The following is a 15956-nucleotide window of genomic DNA, read 5'->3' on the forward strand; positions in this document are numbered from 1 at the left end:
CGAATATCAGGCACTGAATTGGCCGCCTATGCTGACCGTATCAAACTCCACGATCTTCACAATAATGTTTTCCGCCGTGTCCGCCTCCCGTTGCCGGATGGCATCCAGCAGGTCGTCATGCAGCTTCATGGCCCCGGCGTCATACTGCTTCTCCTGCAGCAGGCCTTCCAGATTCTCCTGCACATGGCGGATCACCACGTTGTACAATTCCGCAAGCACCGGATTATGCGTGGCGCGGGCCACGGCGGCGTGAAACAGCATGTCGTCCTCAATGCCCGGCCTTACCCTGGCATGACAGTCCTTCAGGGCGCTTTCCAGCTCCTTCAAATCCTCCTCCGTCCTTTTAACGGCGGCCAGCCGCGCAATCTCCTTTTCCAAAGCCAGCCGCGCTTCCAGAATCTGGGGCAGTTCGGATTCCTTGAGGCGGTTGCTCACCGCAACGGCAAAGCGGTCTGACGCCATCACATACGTGCCGTCGCCGGGCCGGGCCTCCAGCATCCCCATATGAATCAGGGATTGAAGGGCCTCGCGGATGGTGTTGTGGCTGACGGAAAAAGCCCGGGCCAGTTCCGCCTCCGCGGGAATGCGGTCCCCCACCTTCCACTTGCCGGACCGTATCATGGATTCCATGGCGGTGAGCACCTGGCGGGACAGGGACACTCTTACAGGCTTCTTCAACTCCATTGTCTTGGATTTCTTCATGAAAAGTTAGCGAATAACAGTCCAGAGGCGTCCCTTCTCCGTCTTGATCAACTGGATATCCAGTTCAAAGGCGTCCTTTAGATTTTCCTCCGTCAACACCTCGTCCCGGCTTCCGTGGGCCACGATCTCACCGGACTTTAAAATCATGCCGCGGTTGAATACGGGGAGGATGTCTTCAATACGCTGGGTAATGAACACGATGGTCAGGTCAGGCCGCGTCTCCGCCAGTTCCTCAATGGTTTTCAGTAAAAATTCGCGTCCCGCCAGGTCCAGGTAAACGCTGGGTTCGTCCAGGATCATCAGCTCCGGGTTCGTCATCAGCGCCCGTGCAATGAGCACCTTGACCTGTTCTCCGGAAGACATGGCCACCACGGGCCTGTCCATCAAATGCTGCGCCTTCAGGGATTTCATGATCCCGGCGGCTTTCTCTTCCTCTTCCGGCGTCGGCTCCCGCAGAAGGCCGATAGTGCCGTCAGGGCCGGAAAGCACCATGTCGCGCCCGTTCCAGGCGCCGTCCTCCAGCCATTTGTGCATGAACGGGCTCACCCACGCGATGGACTTGCGCAGTTCCAGCAGATTCACGTGCCCGAAGGTCTTGCCCAGCACCTGTACTCTGGCGCCGAAGAGAGGCCATGCAAACCCCATCAGCACCTTGACCAGCGTCGTCTTTCCGGCGCCGTTCGCGCCCAGGATGAAGCAGCGTTCTCCGCGCTGCACCTGCCAGGAAATATTGTGCAGGATTTCGTGGCCGCCCAGGTATACCCTGGCATTCTCCACATTGACGGCCGGCAAGGAATTGTCCATAAACTGAAAAAATAGCGGGCTTCCGCGGAAAGCCCGGGAGTGTCCGGGCCGTTCCTCCGGGATAAGGCGGAACGGCCCGTGATCAACGTAAAAGAAACCTTAGTTTCTTTCAAACAGGCTGCGAATCTTGGCGCCCACGATTTCCACCGGGTGCTGGCCCAGGGCTTCGCGCTTGGCCTTGAGGTTGGGAGCGCCCTTGGCGGCTTCTTCCAGCCAGTCCTTGGCGAACTTGCCGGATTCAATGCGCTTGAGAGATTCCTTCATGCGTTCCTTCACGTCGGCGGGCAGAATCTGCGGGCCGTTGTAGTACTCGCCGAATTCAGCGGTGTTGGAAATCACGGAGTTCATCTTCTGGATGCCGCCGTTGTAAATCAGGTCCACGATGAGCTTGGCTTCATGCACGCATTCAAAGTAGGCCATTTCCGGGGGATAACCGGCTTCCGTCAGGGTTTCAAAGCCGTACTTCATCAGGTCCACCAGGCCGCCGCACAGCACGTTCTGTTCGCCGAATAGGTCTTCGTACGTTTCCTGGGCCATGGTGCATTCCAGCACGCCGCCGCGGGTCAGGCCCTCAGCCTTGGCCATGGCGAGAGCCACGTCGCGGGCCTTGCCGGAGGGATTCTGGTGCACGGCGATGAGGCCGGGGCAGCCGAAGCCTTCTTCAAACACGCGGCGCACTTCCGTGCCCGGTCCCTTGGGAGCCACCATGATCACGTCCACGTCCGCGGGGGGGACGATGGTGTTGAACACGTAGGCAAAGCCGTGGGAGCAGCAAAGCGTCTTGCCGGCCTTCAGGTGGGGCTTGATTTCAGCTTCATACACGGAGCCGTGGCTTTCATCCGGCAGCAGAATGTGGATGATGTCCGCCTTGTCCGCGGCTTCCGCTACGGTCATCACCTGGAACCCGTCCTGGGTGGCGGCGTCAAAAGACTTGCCGGGGCGAACGCCGATAATCACGTTCACACCGGAGTCACGCATGCAAAGTGCCTGGGCGCGGCCCTGGGCGCCATATCCGATCACGGCAATGGTCTTGCCGTTCAATGCGCTGAGATCAGCGGCGTTGTCATGAATAATATCCATTGTTACTCCTTCTTTAAGTAATTCATCCAAACATCCAATGTTTGGATGAATGAGAACATAGCCATCCGCCGCCCGATTGCAAGCGCTTTTCAACGAATGGCTGCGTTTTTTAAATTATGTGCATGGAGACGGGCCCGCTGGAGGGAAGAGCTTGAAAGCAGGAGAATGAAGAAAGGAAGGAGCCCATGGGGGCGCTTACGGGAAATTCCTGACAAGGGCCATGAAACCGCTTTACGGCCGGGCAGCCTTCATGGATGAACCTGTTCCGGAATACAGCGGAGGCATTTTTTACAAGGGCCGGAAGGCCCTTGTTCCCGGCGGATGCCCAGCGGGAAACACGGAGAAAATACGCCTTCCCCCGGACTGGGTAAAAACATCCCTGGCAGTAAAGGCGTTTTTCCACAAAGGAGCTTGGCTCTTCCATAAAGCCGTTATCCCTACCCCGCACTCCCATTTCAAGAACGGTATCCCTCACAGATCCCGCCCAATGCCATTATCCGTGGAAGCCTGGGAATTGGAGTAAATCAGCTGGGAGGTATCATACCCCAGTTCCTCCGCGCAATGGAGCATTGGCTGAAGCTCTTCATCCCTCAACTGCGGCGTCCGGGCCAGCAGCCACAGGTAATTCAGGGAACCGCCGGAAACCACGGCGCGGCTGTAATCCTCATCCAGAAAGGCCACTTCATACCGGCCGTACACCAGCGGCACGAAGTACACTTTCAAATGATTGGGGGCGTCTCCCACCACAGCCTTCGCATGAGCCTCCTTCCGTTCCCCGGTACGGACGTCATAACCGCTGTTGGTAACGGAAATGGTACCGTTCTCTCCATGGTCATACCGGGCAAGCACCTTGCGAAGTCCGCGCTCAAACCAGTTTTCCAGGCGCGCGATTTCGTGCCATTCCCCCAGATAACGTTCCAGATTGAAATCCGGCATGGGGTCGGTTTTGACGGAATGGCCGTGAAACAGGGAAGTAACGATGGTCTGTATGATACTCATGATTTGACAGGGAATGCTTTGTTAAAAAAGGTGCGGATATCCGGATATTGAAACTCAAATCCCTCCCGCATCAGCGTCTCCGGAATGGCGCACTGCCCGTTGGTAATCACCTGGGAGGCTTCCCCCATCAGCAGGCGCAGGACGGCGTCCGGAACATGGATGGACAGGCGGGTGTGGAAATGTTCTGCGGCAGCCTTGTAGAATTCCCGGTTGGTGGTGCGTTCCGGAGCCGTTACATTGACCGGGCCGGAAATGTCCTCCTTCCCCATGATGAAAATCAGGGCATCCACCAGGTCCTCCAGCGCCACCCAGGAAAAGGGATGGTCCGGGTTCCCTACCGCCGCCGTGATGCCGAACCGGGCCGGGCGCACCATTCTGGGGAGCGCTCCCCCATCCGGGGAAAGGACTACGCCAAACCGGGTGCGGACCAGCCGCACGGAGTCGTTCACCAGTTCCGCCTCCTTTTCCCAGGCCACGCACAATTCCGCCAGAAAGGAATCTGCCGCCGGATCGTCCTGTTCGCCATGGCAGCCGCCGGCCGGACTGTAATACCCGACGGCGGAAGTGGAAATCATCACTTCCGGAGGTTCGTGCAGACGATTGACCGCTTCCACCAGCTTGCGGGTGGTCATAATGCGGCTCTCCACCAGTTCCTGCTTGTAAGCGTCCGTCCACCGCCGGTCGATGGGCGCCCCGGCCAGATTGATGACAGCGTGGCATCCCGCCAGAGCCTCCGCCAGGCAATCCACGCTGTCCTGCGTGAACAGATAGCGCCACAAAGGCGTCACCTGATGCCCGAACACCGCAAGACGGCTGGACAAGTGGCTGCCTATAAATCCGCTGGAACCCGTAATGGCTACATTCATGACTGTAAATCAGATGGCGGCCCGTCTCCGCGGAGGGCGCTCCGGAACACTGCTGGAAATATCCCGCACGGGAACGGACAACCTTTACTGGATAAGACATTTCCACCTCTCTCCTCCGTTCAGCGGAGGACATACTTTGCCGCCTTCCTTTTCCTGAAACGCGCTCTTCACCGGAATTTCCCCTGCGGCCGGACGGAAAAAGAGAACTTGATTTTCACCGGGTGCCTTTTATGTTGGAAACCGTCACAACCACTACTCTCTCATGAATAAAACTCCCAGAACTTTCCTTTCCCTGCTCATTCCCGCCATTGTCATCATTGCTGCGGGTGCGGCGGCCTTCTCCTTTTACAATTTCAGCAACAAGCGCGTGCTGTCCGGTTTTGCCGGCTACGTCTATTCCAAGCCCATTTTCGGCCAGAACAAGTTTGAGGGCATCCTGATCGGGCCATCCTCCACGGGATGGGTATGGCGGAGGGAAGTCAGCAAGGTTTCCATCACGCCGGATACCACGGTGGAGGAATTCGATGCCCGCAACGGCGGCGCCATCCTGGGCAAGGACAAACTGCCCATCTCCTGCAAGGCCTCCCTGGTTTACCGCCTGGACCCGTCCCGAGTGAAGGAATTCATGGAGGATTACGGCGGCATCGCGCAAAGCTCCGGCCGCAATGACGACGAAGTGGCGGACGAGATCATGCTGTTTGCCTACAAGAATTTCATCCAGCAGCCCTTCCGCACCGCCGTACGGGCGGAATTGAGCCAGTACAACGCCCTGGACGCCTCCGGCAGCCTGCAAAAGATTTCCGACAACGTTTACACGCAGTTGAGCAAGCGACTGGACGGCACCCCCTTCATCGTGGATTCCGTAGCCGTGGGAGAAACCAATCCTCCGCAGGCCATCATTGAATCCGTCGTGAAGAAAGTGCAGACCACCCAGGAAAATGAACGGAAGGAGACGGAGCTGCAAATCGCCCGGAAGGACATCGCCATCCAGCGCGCACGCGGGGAGGCGGAAGGAGCCATGAAAATGGAAATAGCGCGCCAGGAAGCGAACGCCAATCTGGCACGCGGCGAGGCGGAAGCCAAAGTCATCGTCATGCAGGGGAAAGCGCGCGCGGAAGCTTCCCTGGAAGCCGCCAGGGCGGAAGCGGCGGGGCTGGCGCTGAAGGAAAAGGCCATGGGGCCGAACGTGCTCCGCGCCAAGGCCTTTGAAAACATGCTGAACAATGCCAAGGTCTACCTTCCCTCCGGCAAGGATGCGGAAGGGAACATGTCCGTGCTGGGCATCCTCAATCTGGACAGGGAGTCCGCCAAATAAGCCTCGCTTTCCCCGGCGCTGCCGGAACGGCGGCAGTCATGAAGCGGCGGGACCGGAGATGGAAAAACCGCCCTCCTCCTCTTCCCCGGCAAATTCATGCTTGAGCATGAACAAGCCGCACATGTTCATCAGCACGCAGGCGACATACAGCTTCACGGGCGCCATGGCAAAATCCATCAGAAACCCGGAAGGAAGGCTCAGAATCACCCATCCCCCCGCGCAGATGGCGCCGAGCAGCCCGGCATAGGGAAGAGGCGCCTTTCTGACAAGCCCCCACCAGCCCGCGGGAGAAAGCCCGGAAAAACTTTCCAGCACGGAAGTCCTCATGAAAACGCCCGGGAAATAAGCTGCACCCGCCGCAATGAACAGCCAGATAAGGGGGCTGTCCATGTCCCAGTCCATCACTCCCAGATAAATGACCAGAGGCAGGAAGGAGACTGCCATGCACATTACCAGCCGGATGTAAGGCATCATCAGATCGTCCAGCCATTCCTCCAACTCCGGAAAGAGGCAGATTTCCTCCTCCCCCATGGCGGACCGCTGCACCATCTTCATGAAAAAGGCGCACATGAACGGTTGCAGGAAACAAAAAATGGCAATCCAGCCGATGAGGGGCGCCCAGGCCGCCAGGAACATGGCCCATACAATGAGGACGGCAAAGGCAAAAACCATGGGCCTTCCACGGAAAGGATAGCCCAGAGAAGAGAGATAGTCGGACATTCAAAAATGTTAGAGCAGTCCGTTCACACCGTCAACGCCTTATTGCCGCTCTAACAAAATAGTTCCTCCTTGTTTCAGGAATAAAAATTCTCCACGGTCCGGACGACGCGCTCCATGTCCTGCGGCCCGCAGCGCTGGTCCACGGGAAGCGGCAGAAGATGCAGCGCCAGCTTCCGTTCCAGGCTGCCCTCCGGGGCCTGTTCCAGCACCTCCGGCCACAGCAGGGGAACCAGGATGCGTTCATCAATCAGCACATTCCTCAGCTCGGGAAAAGCCGTCCAAAACGGATAGCAAAACGGAGCGGACAAGGAATCCGGCTCCACGGAAAGGCGGTTCAGATGTCCCAGCCTTTCGTGCAGAAACAGGAAATTGTCCATGCGGCGCAATCGCGCCTGCTCGTAATCAATTCCGCGCATTAACCGCTCCGTCAGACGGGACATCTTACGCAGGGGGGCGTTTTCCAGCCTCCGTTCGTTCCGTCCGCAGGCGGCGGAAGCCCTTTCCGGCCCATGTTCCAGGCATCCCAGCAGAAAGGCGGCATCCGGCAGGGACTCATCCCGTTCCTCCGGTTCCGGCAGCGGCTGGTCTGCGTCCATGACGGCGATTCCCCCGTCCGGAAGGCCGGAAAATTTGCGCGGACTGTACAGGGACGCCACGCCGGGACGGGCGGGAGAATACAAGGCCAGCGCATTGTCCACAACCAGCCTGCCGCCATACCGGGAGGCCAGCCGGTCCACGTACTTCTCCTTGATGCCGAAGTAGTTTGTATACAGCAGGAATTCCCCTTCCTCCAGCTCCAGCAATTCTTCCGGTTCCAGATGCCCGTCAATGCGGTAAGGAATAACGGGAATGTGAAGCCGTTCCATCGGTTCCAGCATCGTTCCACATGTATAAAGGGGCACGTGGACACGGCGCACGCTCCCCAGGCGGCGCAGGATATACTCCAAAGCGCGCCTGCCGGAATTCACGGCCACGCTCCGGCCGGGATGCCACTGAGGGAAATTGCCGTATTCCGGCAATTCCAGGCCGAAAAAGCCGCCGATGTCCGTCCGCCCTTCCATACGCCACGCAATACTACATCTCCCTTTCAAAGGAAAGCGCCATCTGGAACGGCACCCTTTCCCGTACCAGGGAACCAACCGAACACGACTGGAAGGAAAAAATCAACAAGGAATGAATCTGGAGCATCCGGGAGAAAGCCGCCGGACAGCCCGGCAGCAAGCCCCTCCACACAATCTCCTGATCCCTTCCCCTCATTTTGAACGAACAACACTGAAATAAAATCCTGACCTTATGCCTTCATCATTTACACTCCACAGCAAGGACCTGGGCGGCGTTGCCACGCCTGTCCACCGGCACACCAGCATAGGCGGCGGCAATCAGTCCCCCGAGCTCTTCTGGACCAATCCGCCGGAAGGAACAAAAAGCTTTGCCGTTACCATCCACGACCGGGACGCGCCTACCGGAAGCGGATTCTGGCACTGGCTGGCCGTCAACATTCCCGCCTCCGTCAGGGAACTGCACGCGGATGCCGGAAATCCGGCCACCCGCCTGATGCCGGAGCAGGCGGTCCAAATTCGCAATGACGCCGGATTCGCGGGCTACAGCGGCAGCTTCCCTCCCCCGGGCCACGGGTGGCACCTGTACCTGGTCACCGTTTATGCGCTGGATACGGCATCCCTGCCCGTGGCTCCGGATACCCCGGCCGCCCAGGTAGGCTTCCAGCTCTGGCAGCACACGCTGGAAAAAGCGTCCCTCGTCTTTTACGACCAGGTACCGGCAAAATAACCTGTACCGGAGAAAATCACCGTTTCTACCGGGCTTCCGGCTTGGCCGCCTTTCCGGCGCCCATCCAGGTTGCCCGGTGCCACAGCCCTTCCAGCACCCCGTAACGGTGCCGCTCCAGCCACCAGCGGCAGAACCATATCTGCCCGGCCATGGCGGCGCAGCCGATTGCAAAGCTGGCCAGATACCCGCAATAAGGAGCCAGCCCCAGCGCGTACGGGAAGAAAATCAGGGAGCCTATCAGGGACTGGGAGACATAGTTGGTCAGGCTCATGCGTCCATAAGTCAGCAGAGGAACCGTCACTTTCCTGAAATATTCCAGCCGGTACAGCAGGACGAACCCGGCTACCCACACGCCGGTAAAGCAGACATTGTGCCACATGGTGAACACGGTGTGCACCGGGGCAGGCAAATCCGGCAGGGACATCACCACATAAAACGCCACGGCTCCGGCCAGGGAAAGAAGCATCCCCCGGGTCCAGAACATGGCATTCCGGTCATTCCGCAAAAAGAAATCCTGCCGCCCCAGCACGAACCCCAGCAGAAACAGTCCCGGAGCCTGCATCAGGCGCCCCGCCTCAATGCCCCAGGCCAGGCTTGCCCACTGCCCCACCGTCAGGTTCTCCCACGCCATCAGCCAGAAATTGCCCGTATCCACAGCCGTTTTCAGGGCAGCGTACGATTCCGCAACAGCCAGGGAGGGAGGCGCCCAGCCCGGATTCACCCACTGCGCTGCCGCATACGCCCATTCCAGGGGCTGGGCCAGGAAGAACAGGGATAATACCACCAGAGTGGAAGTCTTCAGCCGGCGGCACGGCACCAGGAGCAGCCCTGCGATGGCGAAGGTCAGCAGCACGTCTCCGCCCGGAAAAAACACCGCATTCATGCAGGCGAACACCGCCAGCAGGCACATGCGCCAGACAAACCTGCCCGCAAAGTCACGGCCCTTCCGGGCCTGGTTGCGGTACTGGATGGCAAAGGTGAACCCGAACAACAGGGCGAAAATGGTGTAGGACTTTCCGGCAAACAGGAAGAAAAAAGCGTCCTTGAACTGCTGGTTGGCCGCCTCCATCACCGGGGAGGAAGCCACGGGATAGGAATTGTAGATGAAATGTTCCAGAAAATGCAGCAGCATGATTGCCATCACGGCAAAACCGCGCAGGGCGTCCACCACATAAATGCGTTTGCTGTCGGGAGAGAGTAAGGGTTCCATGGCTATGATAGTACGGCGTACGGAACGCCTCTGTTTCAACAGAAGCCACCTATACACCATGAAAAAGCCTTTTACAGCCAAAATCGCAGCCGGAGCATCCTTCCGGAAAATTTATTCCATGCCGGGCGGAGGACGCGTCCCCCCGGCCATGGTTGCTGCACGGTCAAGGACATATCCGTGCCATCCCCGCCCTTCCGCATTCCGGAAAGCTCAATACCGCTTCCCAGGGATGAGCCGGAGAACGATCTTCCCCCTGCCCCCGCAGACAATGAAACCCGGTGCAGGTACCCCGGCGCTCCCCGGAAACGGGAACACCTCAGCACAAACGGCCGATATCTGCCATCAACTCCCGCACGTCTTCCTCCCGCGTGGCCCAGCTCGTGCAGAAACGCACGGTACTGTGGGAGGGGTCCTCCCGGCGCAGGTAGGCAAAGCCGTACTTCTTCCCCAACTCATCCAGGACGTAATCGGGCATCGTGACGAACTGCTGGTTCGTCCCGCTGGCAACGGGGAGCGCCAGTCCCCTGGCGCGGCAGAAATCCCGGAGCATCACGGCCAGACGGTCCGCGTGGGCCCCCAGGCGGAAATAAAGGCCGTCACGGAACAGCTCCAGAAACTGGATGCCCAGAAGCCTCCCTTTCGCGAGCCGGCCGCCCTTCTGCTTGGCAATGTAGCGGAAATCCTCCTTCAGGGCATCATGGCGCAGCACCAGGGCTTCCCCGAACAGGGCGCCGACCTTCGTGCCGCCGATGTAAAAGGCGTCGCAGAGGGAGGCAATTGCCGGCAGATCCAGATCATTGCCTTCATCGCACAAGCCGTAGCCGAGGCGCGCGCCGTCCATATACAGGTACAGCCCCCGGCGGCGGCAGACTTCGGAAATCTCCTGAAGTTCCCTCCGGGAATAAATGGTCCCCAGCTCCGTCGGCTGGGAAATATAAACCATCCGGGGCTGAGGCATATGTTCATGGGTCTCGTCGTCCCAATGGGCGTGCCACGCATCCTCAATCTGCCGGGCCGTCAGCTTCCCGTCCAGGGATGGAATGGCGGAAACCTTGTGGCCGCACGCCTCCACCGCTCCCGACTCATGGACGTTGATATGGCCCGCATCCGCGCACAGCACGCATTGATGGGGGCGCAAGGCCGCCGCAATCACCGTGAAATTGGTCTGGGTTCCTCCAATGAGGAAATGAATGTCCAGGTCCGTTCTGCCGCATAAATTAGCGATCAGCTCCCGGGCCTGGTCGCAATAGGGGTCCTCCCCGTACCCGGCTGTCTGTTCCATATTCGTTTCCGCCAGCCTGCGGAGAATATCCGCATGGGCGCCTTCACTGTAGTCACAGTTGAAAAGAATCATTGCCTTCCTGAAAAACGCGGGGACTGTAGCCCGGGGCGCCTGTCATGTAAAGGAAGATGAAGAATACCTCCGGAACAGGGGCAAGCCACGTCGCGGTTCCGGCGGAGGGCGGCAGGGCGCAAGCGGTTTCACGGCACAGATGCCGGAGGCTCAGCCATCCTCCGCTCCGCCCAGGCCGCTTATTCCGGCAGCTTCACCCTTTTCAGCGTAAACTCCATCTTGGAAATATCCCCGCTGGCTTCCTGAATGCGGGAATTGGTGAAATACAGGTACCCGTCATGAATGCTGAACGTGTCCGGCCAGCTGATTCCGTCCCCGGAAGCCAGAACCTTGATCTCCTTGCGGTCCGGAGTGAGATAGACAATGCGGTTCTCTTCCAGGTCCCCCATGTAAAGGTTGCCCCGGTCGTCCATGATCATGCCGTCCGGGGAAGGCGTTTTCATGGAAAAAATCCTGCTTTCATCCACCTTCCGGTCAATCAGTTGGCGGGTGGGTATTCCATACAGGGTTTTACCCGTCAGGGCGTGGAAATACAGGATGCCGTTCTTCCGGTCCAGGGCAATCCCGTCGGCATGGACTTTTCCGTCATGCCTCTTCCCCTCAACGGTGACATGGTCCTGTTCCGCCGTCGTATAGGGGTGATGGTCCAGCATTCGATAATTCTCTCCGCTCTTCATGTCCAGGACGATCAACCCCGGATCGTTGGAATCCGTAAAATAAATTTTGCCATGCTCACGGTCCACGCGCAGGTCATTAACATAGGAATCCGGGCTGGTGGATTCCGCCAGGGGATACTTCCTGACAAGCTTGTCCGTATTGAGGTCATACACGTACAATGCAGGAACGGCGACAGTCTTGCCGATCATGGGATTCTTCGTATCAATCACATAAAGCCTGTCTCCGTCCGCAACCACGGACTGCACGCACACAAACGCATCTCCGTCTCCGGGCATTCCCTTCTCCCACCGGTTGGTTTTCTCATCCGGATAAGGGGTATAGCTGCCGTCCTTGCGGACCTCCGCCACGGAGCACGGAATCTGCTCCCGCCAGCGGGGAAAATTGACAAAAATCCTGCCCTTGTCCGACACCGTCACTCCGGTCACCTGCGCCCCCTTGAACGAGGCGACGTCCTCAATCTTCGCCTCCGCACGCCCGGCCGGAGCAAACGCGCACATGAGGAATAAAACAACGGAAGCGGAAAAGAAAAAACATTTAACGGGGAACATGGGATTTTAATTTCTCTATTGACTGCAAGACAATACTGAGGCGCTCCGCGTTCATTCCCCGCGGGCGCAGCTTTCCTCGCAGCACCACTCCCGTCATTTGCAAAAAAATGCCCCGTTTTCCCGCACCTGATGCCATTTTGAATGGAAACCGCTATCCTCAAGAAACCAGTAAGGCCGTGCAAGCAGTTAACTTGCACGGCCTTGTTTGGTGCGCCCGAAAGGACTCGAACCTTCACGGGGGAACCCCCACTAGAACCTGAATCTAGCGCGTCTACCAATTCCGCCACGAGCGCACATGGTTTGGTAAGAACGGGGGTTATTATGCACAGCGGCGGCGGATTGGCAACTATTTTCCTGCACATGAAAGAAAATATTTTCCAGGACCTCTTTCCCCCCGGCAACCGGGACGGCATGGAAACGATATAAGGGCTTCTCAAATCCTTCCGTATGCAGTAGTCTCCCCTCAGCATCAGAGGCACCACCATTGCAGGCTTGTGAATGAGACGAGGGAAAAACCGCTATTGAACCGTTTTGAGGTCATGGAAATGGGGTTCGGCCTGTGTACGCTGGCCGCCCTGATGTGGCTGCTGTGGTGGAACGGCTTCGGCGAGATTCATGAGGACCAGCTTTCCCTGCGTTATTTCCGGGAAATCCTGTCCCTGCTGGTGCTCGGCCAGCTTACCGGAGTTCTCGGCATCCTGCGGGAGAAGTGGCTTGCCAGGTCCATCCGGAACCCGCGGTGGATGGAGCTGGGGCTGGGCCTCCTTATCCTGGTCATGCTGGCCGGGAATTTTTTCAATTCCACCTTTATTTCCAGAATAGAGCTTCAGAATATTTTCCGCGCCCTCTGCCTCTGCTACGGAGCGGCTCCCCTGCTAAACCTGAAGGAGTATTTTTTCCGCCTGGCCCGCCGGAACCGGGGGTTCCACCTGCCGCGCATCCGCCCGGCCCTGCTTTTCCTGCTCACGCTGATTGCCTTCATTACGCTGGGGGGAACCCTCCTCATGTCGCCCGGCGCTACCAAGGACGGCATCATTCTTTCCCCTACGGACGCCTATTTCATCAGCACCAGCGCCGTCTGCGTCACGGGGCTGGTGCCCCTGAACGTCCATGAGCATTTCACCAATTACGGGCAGACCATTTTGCTGGTGCTTTTCCAGGTAGGCGCTTTCGGCATCATGACGTTCACTTATTTCGTCTCCCTGATGGTGGGCCAGGGCCTGAGCCTGCGTTCCAAGGTGACCATCAGCAACCTGCTGGATGAAGAGGGCATCGCCCAGGTGGACCGGTTCATCAAGAACATCATTGCCGTCACGTTCGGGGTGGAGGCACTGGGAGCCATAGCCCTTTATTTTTCCTGGAGGAACGTACCGGGGCTGGAGGGGGACACGCTCTGGTGGTACGCCGTGTTCCATTCCGTTTCCGGCTTCTGCAACGCAGGGTTCAGCCTGTTTGCGGACAACCTGGCTACGCCGGATGTGGCCTACAATATGGGCGGCCAGATTACCATCATGGTGATGGTGCTCTGCGGCAGCCTGGGGTTTGCGATGTACCTGGAGATCGTCCGCCGCGCCAGGGTGGCCCTGGGCTGGGACAGCCGGAACACTATCAGCCGCCACTGGTCCACGTACAGCTGGCTGGTCGTGCGCATGACCGCCGCGCTGGTGCTGGGCGGCGGATTGATCCTGTTCCTGATCAAGGCGATTGACGGCAGCCTGTTCACTTCTGCCGATCCTTGGTACTGGATTCTGTGGGAAAGCCTGTTCAACGCCACGGCGCGCACCGCCGGGTTCAATATTTCAGACATGGCGCTCAACAGCGTCCCGTACGCCCTGTTCCTGGGGGCGCTCATGTTCATCGGCGGCAATCCCGGTTCCACGACGGGGGGCGTCCATACCACCGCGTTCGCCGTTTCCTGCGGGGAGGTGGCGCGCATCTTGCAGGGCAAGCAGGACGTGGTGATGCACAAGCGCCGGATTGCCCGCAGCGTGGTGGAGCGCGCCGTCATCACCGTTATCCTGGCCGGGGCCTGGGTAGGCATGATGACCACGGTCATGTGTTTTGCGGAACCGGAACTGAGCCTGGAACGCCTGTTTTTCGAGGTAGTCAGCTCCTTCGCCACGGTAGGTTTTTCCTGGAACGTCACGCCGGAACTCAGCGATGCAGGCAAATGGATTATCGTGTTTAACATGATCGTGGGCCGCGTGGGCATGGTGGCATTCGTGCTGGCGTTCATGAAACAGCCCAGCAAGTCTCCGCTGCGGTATCCGGAAACCAGGCTTCCCCTCAGCTGACCCGCGGTTTTTCTCCGTTTTTCATGACATGCATGGAGACAAACGCATTTCTTTCTTGCATGAAAACGGTTTGAGTCAAGAATGCCGGACCTTTAGCGCCTGCTCCCGGCAGATCATGCCCGCGGGACGCCCTTGTTATGAATAATCCCTCCTTTATTTCCTATCAAAAGATATGGCTCATGTCGTATCCCCTCATGATCAGCCTGATCATTGAGCACATGATCGGCCTGACGGACGCCATTTTCCTGGGCCGCGTGGGGGATGTGGCGCTGGGAGCGTGCGCCCTGGGCGGCGTGTATTACATGGCCATGTTCATGCTGGCTTTCGGCTTCGGCTTCGGGGCGCAGATCATCATTGCGCGCCGCAACGGGGAACGCCGTTACAACCGCATTGGACCCACCATGATCCAGGGCTGTTATTTCATGCTGGCCCTGGCGGTGGTTCTGTTCACCGCCTCCCAATATTTTTCGCCCATCATCCTGCGGGATATCATCGAGTCCCCGCAGGTTTACGACGCCACGGCGGATTACCTACACTGGCGCACCTACGGCATCTTTTTCTCCTTCCTCTGCGTGATGTTCCGCTCCTATTACGTGGGGATTACCCAAACGAAGATTCTGACGATCAATTCCGTCGTGATGCTCCTGAGCAACGTGGTGCTGAATTACTGCCTCATTTTCGGGAAAGGCGGCTTTCCCGTCATGGGCATCGCCGGGGCGGCCATTGCCTCCAGCGTGTCGGAGGCCGTTTCCCTCCTCTTTTTCATCATTTACACGGGCACGACGGCAGACAAGCGGAAGTACGGCTTCCGCCGGGCGTTCACGTTCCGTCCCCATCTGCTGAAAGGCATGCTGTCCATTTCCGGCTGGACCATGGTGCAGTCCTTCATTTCCGTCTCCATCTGGTTCATCTTTTTCCTGGCGATTGAACATCTGGGGGAACGCCCCCTGGCCGTGACCAACATCGTGCGCAATATTTCCGCGCTGCTCATCATGGTGATCAGCGCCTTCGCCACCACGGCGGGGGCCCTCATCAGCAACCAGATCGGCGCGGGGGAACAGCGCTACCTGTTCAGAACCTGCGGGATGACGCTTAACCTGACGTATGCCATCCTGGTTCCGCTGCTTGTCATCCTGTGCCTGTTCCCGGAACCCGTTCTCAGAGTTTTCACGGATAATCCGTCCCTGATTGCCGCCAGCATTAATTCCGTTTATGTGATGTCCACCTCCACCTTGATCATGGCTCCGGCATTCATCCTGTTTAATGCCGTATCCGGCACGGGCAACACGAAGGCGGGCTTCATCATGGAGATGATTTCCCTGACTGTTTACACCGCCGCCGTTTATTACATCGTCATCAGGCTCAAGCCTGACGTGGCTCTCTGCTGGTTCTCCGAACACGTTTACGGCATTGCCCTGATAGCACTGGCGTGGTGGTACCTGAAGAGCGGAAAATGGCGCGGCAAGAAGGTATAAACAGGAATACGGCAAAACCGCAACCCTTCCCTGCTTTTTTCCACCGTAAAAGGCGGCGGCATCCATCCATGCCCATGACGTTCCTTGATGAGAGCGGCATGGATGGAGGAGCGTCCATTCCGC

The 15956-nt window shown here is 58.3% G+C and carries 14 protein-coding genes and 1 tRNA gene; 4 read left to right on the plus strand and 11 right to left on the minus strand.

Annotated features, from left to right (window positions below; translation table 11 throughout):
• Positions 1-6: 6 nt before the first annotated feature.
• From P8A25_RS11155 to P8A25_RS11175, 5 genes are all read right to left on the minus strand, one after another.
• A complete protein-coding gene (locus P8A25_RS11155) occupies positions 7-702 on the minus strand; it encodes a FadR/GntR family transcriptional regulator (RefSeq protein ID WP_022398146.1) in 696 nt (231 codons plus the stop codon).
• Positions 703-708: 6 nt separating this feature from the next.
• Positions 709-1506 carry an ABC transporter ATP-binding protein gene (locus P8A25_RS11160; RefSeq protein ID WP_022398147.1) on the minus strand — a complete coding sequence of 266 codons (798 nt, stop codon included), beginning with the start codon at positions 1504-1506 and terminating at the stop codon, positions 709-711.
• A gap of 99 nt (positions 1507-1605) precedes the next feature.
• A complete protein-coding gene (ilvC, locus tag P8A25_RS11165; RefSeq protein ID WP_102721257.1) occupies positions 1606-2586 on the minus strand; it encodes a ketol-acid reductoisomerase in 981 nt (326 codons plus the stop codon).
• Between the two features lie 471 nt (positions 2587-3057).
• Positions 3058-3585 (minus strand): lipocalin family protein, encoded by a 528-nt coding sequence (locus P8A25_RS11170; RefSeq protein ID WP_102730236.1) that lies wholly within the window; start codon positions 3583-3585, stop codon positions 3058-3060.
• A complete protein-coding gene (locus P8A25_RS11175; RefSeq protein ID WP_022398150.1) occupies positions 3582-4451 on the minus strand; it encodes a TIGR01777 family oxidoreductase in 870 nt (289 codons plus the stop codon). Before P8A25_RS11175 ends, P8A25_RS11170 begins: the two co-directional genes overlap by 4 nt.
• Positions 4452-4713: 262 nt before the next feature.
• Between P8A25_RS11175 and P8A25_RS11180 the strand changes: the two genes are divergently transcribed.
• On the plus strand, positions 4714-5766 hold the full coding sequence (locus tag P8A25_RS11180) for an SPFH domain-containing protein (protein WP_022398151.1): 1053 nt from the start codon (positions 4714-4716) through the stop codon (positions 5764-5766).
• A 36-nt stretch (positions 5767-5802) separates the two neighbouring features.
• Here P8A25_RS11180 and P8A25_RS11185 read toward each other — a convergent pair whose 3' ends face one another.
• Positions 5803-6486, minus strand: coding sequence for a hypothetical protein (locus P8A25_RS11185; RefSeq protein WP_102730239.1), 684 nt, complete (start codon positions 6484-6486; stop codon positions 5803-5805).
• A 74-nt stretch (positions 6487-6560) separates the two neighbouring features.
• Entirely contained in the window at positions 6561-7547 is a 987-nt protein-coding gene (locus tag P8A25_RS11190; RefSeq protein ID WP_215442333.1) for a hypothetical protein, read from the minus strand.
• 232 nt (positions 7548-7779) lie between these two features.
• Here P8A25_RS11190 and P8A25_RS11195 point away from each other — a divergent pair, with 232 nt between their 5' ends.
• Positions 7780-8274 carry a YbhB/YbcL family Raf kinase inhibitor-like protein gene (locus P8A25_RS11195; protein ID WP_102726516.1) on the plus strand — a complete coding sequence of 165 codons (495 nt, stop codon included), beginning with the start codon at positions 7780-7782 and terminating at the stop codon, positions 8272-8274.
• Positions 8275-8299: 25 nt separating this feature from the next.
• Here P8A25_RS11195 and P8A25_RS11200 read toward each other — a convergent pair whose 3' ends face one another.
• From P8A25_RS11200 to P8A25_RS11215, 4 genes are all read right to left on the minus strand, one after another.
• Positions 8300-9484 carry a DUF418 domain-containing protein gene (locus P8A25_RS11200; RefSeq protein ID WP_215442334.1) on the minus strand — a complete coding sequence of 395 codons (1185 nt, stop codon included), beginning with the start codon at positions 9482-9484 and terminating at the stop codon, positions 8300-8302.
• 316 nt (positions 9485-9800) lie between these two features.
• Positions 9801-10838 (minus strand): low specificity L-threonine aldolase, encoded by a 1038-nt coding sequence (locus tag P8A25_RS11205; RefSeq protein ID WP_215442335.1) that lies wholly within the window; start codon positions 10836-10838, stop codon positions 9801-9803.
• Between the two features lie 179 nt (positions 10839-11017).
• Positions 11018-12013, minus strand: coding sequence for an L-dopachrome tautomerase-related protein (locus tag P8A25_RS11210; protein WP_180972870.1), 996 nt, complete (start codon positions 12011-12013; stop codon positions 11018-11020).
• Positions 12014-12270: 257 nt separating this feature from the next.
• Positions 12271-12357: transfer RNA gene (locus P8A25_RS11215), tRNA-Leu, on the minus strand.
• Positions 12358-12558: 201 nt separating this feature from the next.
• Here P8A25_RS11215 and P8A25_RS11220 point away from each other — a divergent pair.
• Together P8A25_RS11220 and P8A25_RS11225 are read left to right on the plus strand one after the other, a co-directional pair.
• The gene (locus tag P8A25_RS11220; protein WP_146018176.1) at positions 12559-14358 is read left to right on the plus strand and encodes a TrkH family potassium uptake protein; all 1800 of its coding nucleotides are present in this window, start codon (positions 12559-12561) and stop codon (positions 14356-14358) included.
• A 137-nt stretch (positions 14359-14495) separates the two neighbouring features.
• Positions 14496-15833 (plus strand): MATE family efflux transporter, encoded by a 1338-nt coding sequence (locus P8A25_RS11225; RefSeq protein WP_215442336.1) that lies wholly within the window; start codon positions 14496-14498, stop codon positions 15831-15833.
• Positions 15834-15956: the final 123 nt, after the last annotated feature.

Origin of the sequence: Akkermansia sp. BCRC 18949, from assembly GCF_045011645.1 — a bacterium.
GTDB classification, from domain to species: Bacteria; Verrucomicrobiota; Verrucomicrobiia; order Verrucomicrobiales; family Akkermansiaceae; genus Akkermansia; species Akkermansia massiliensis.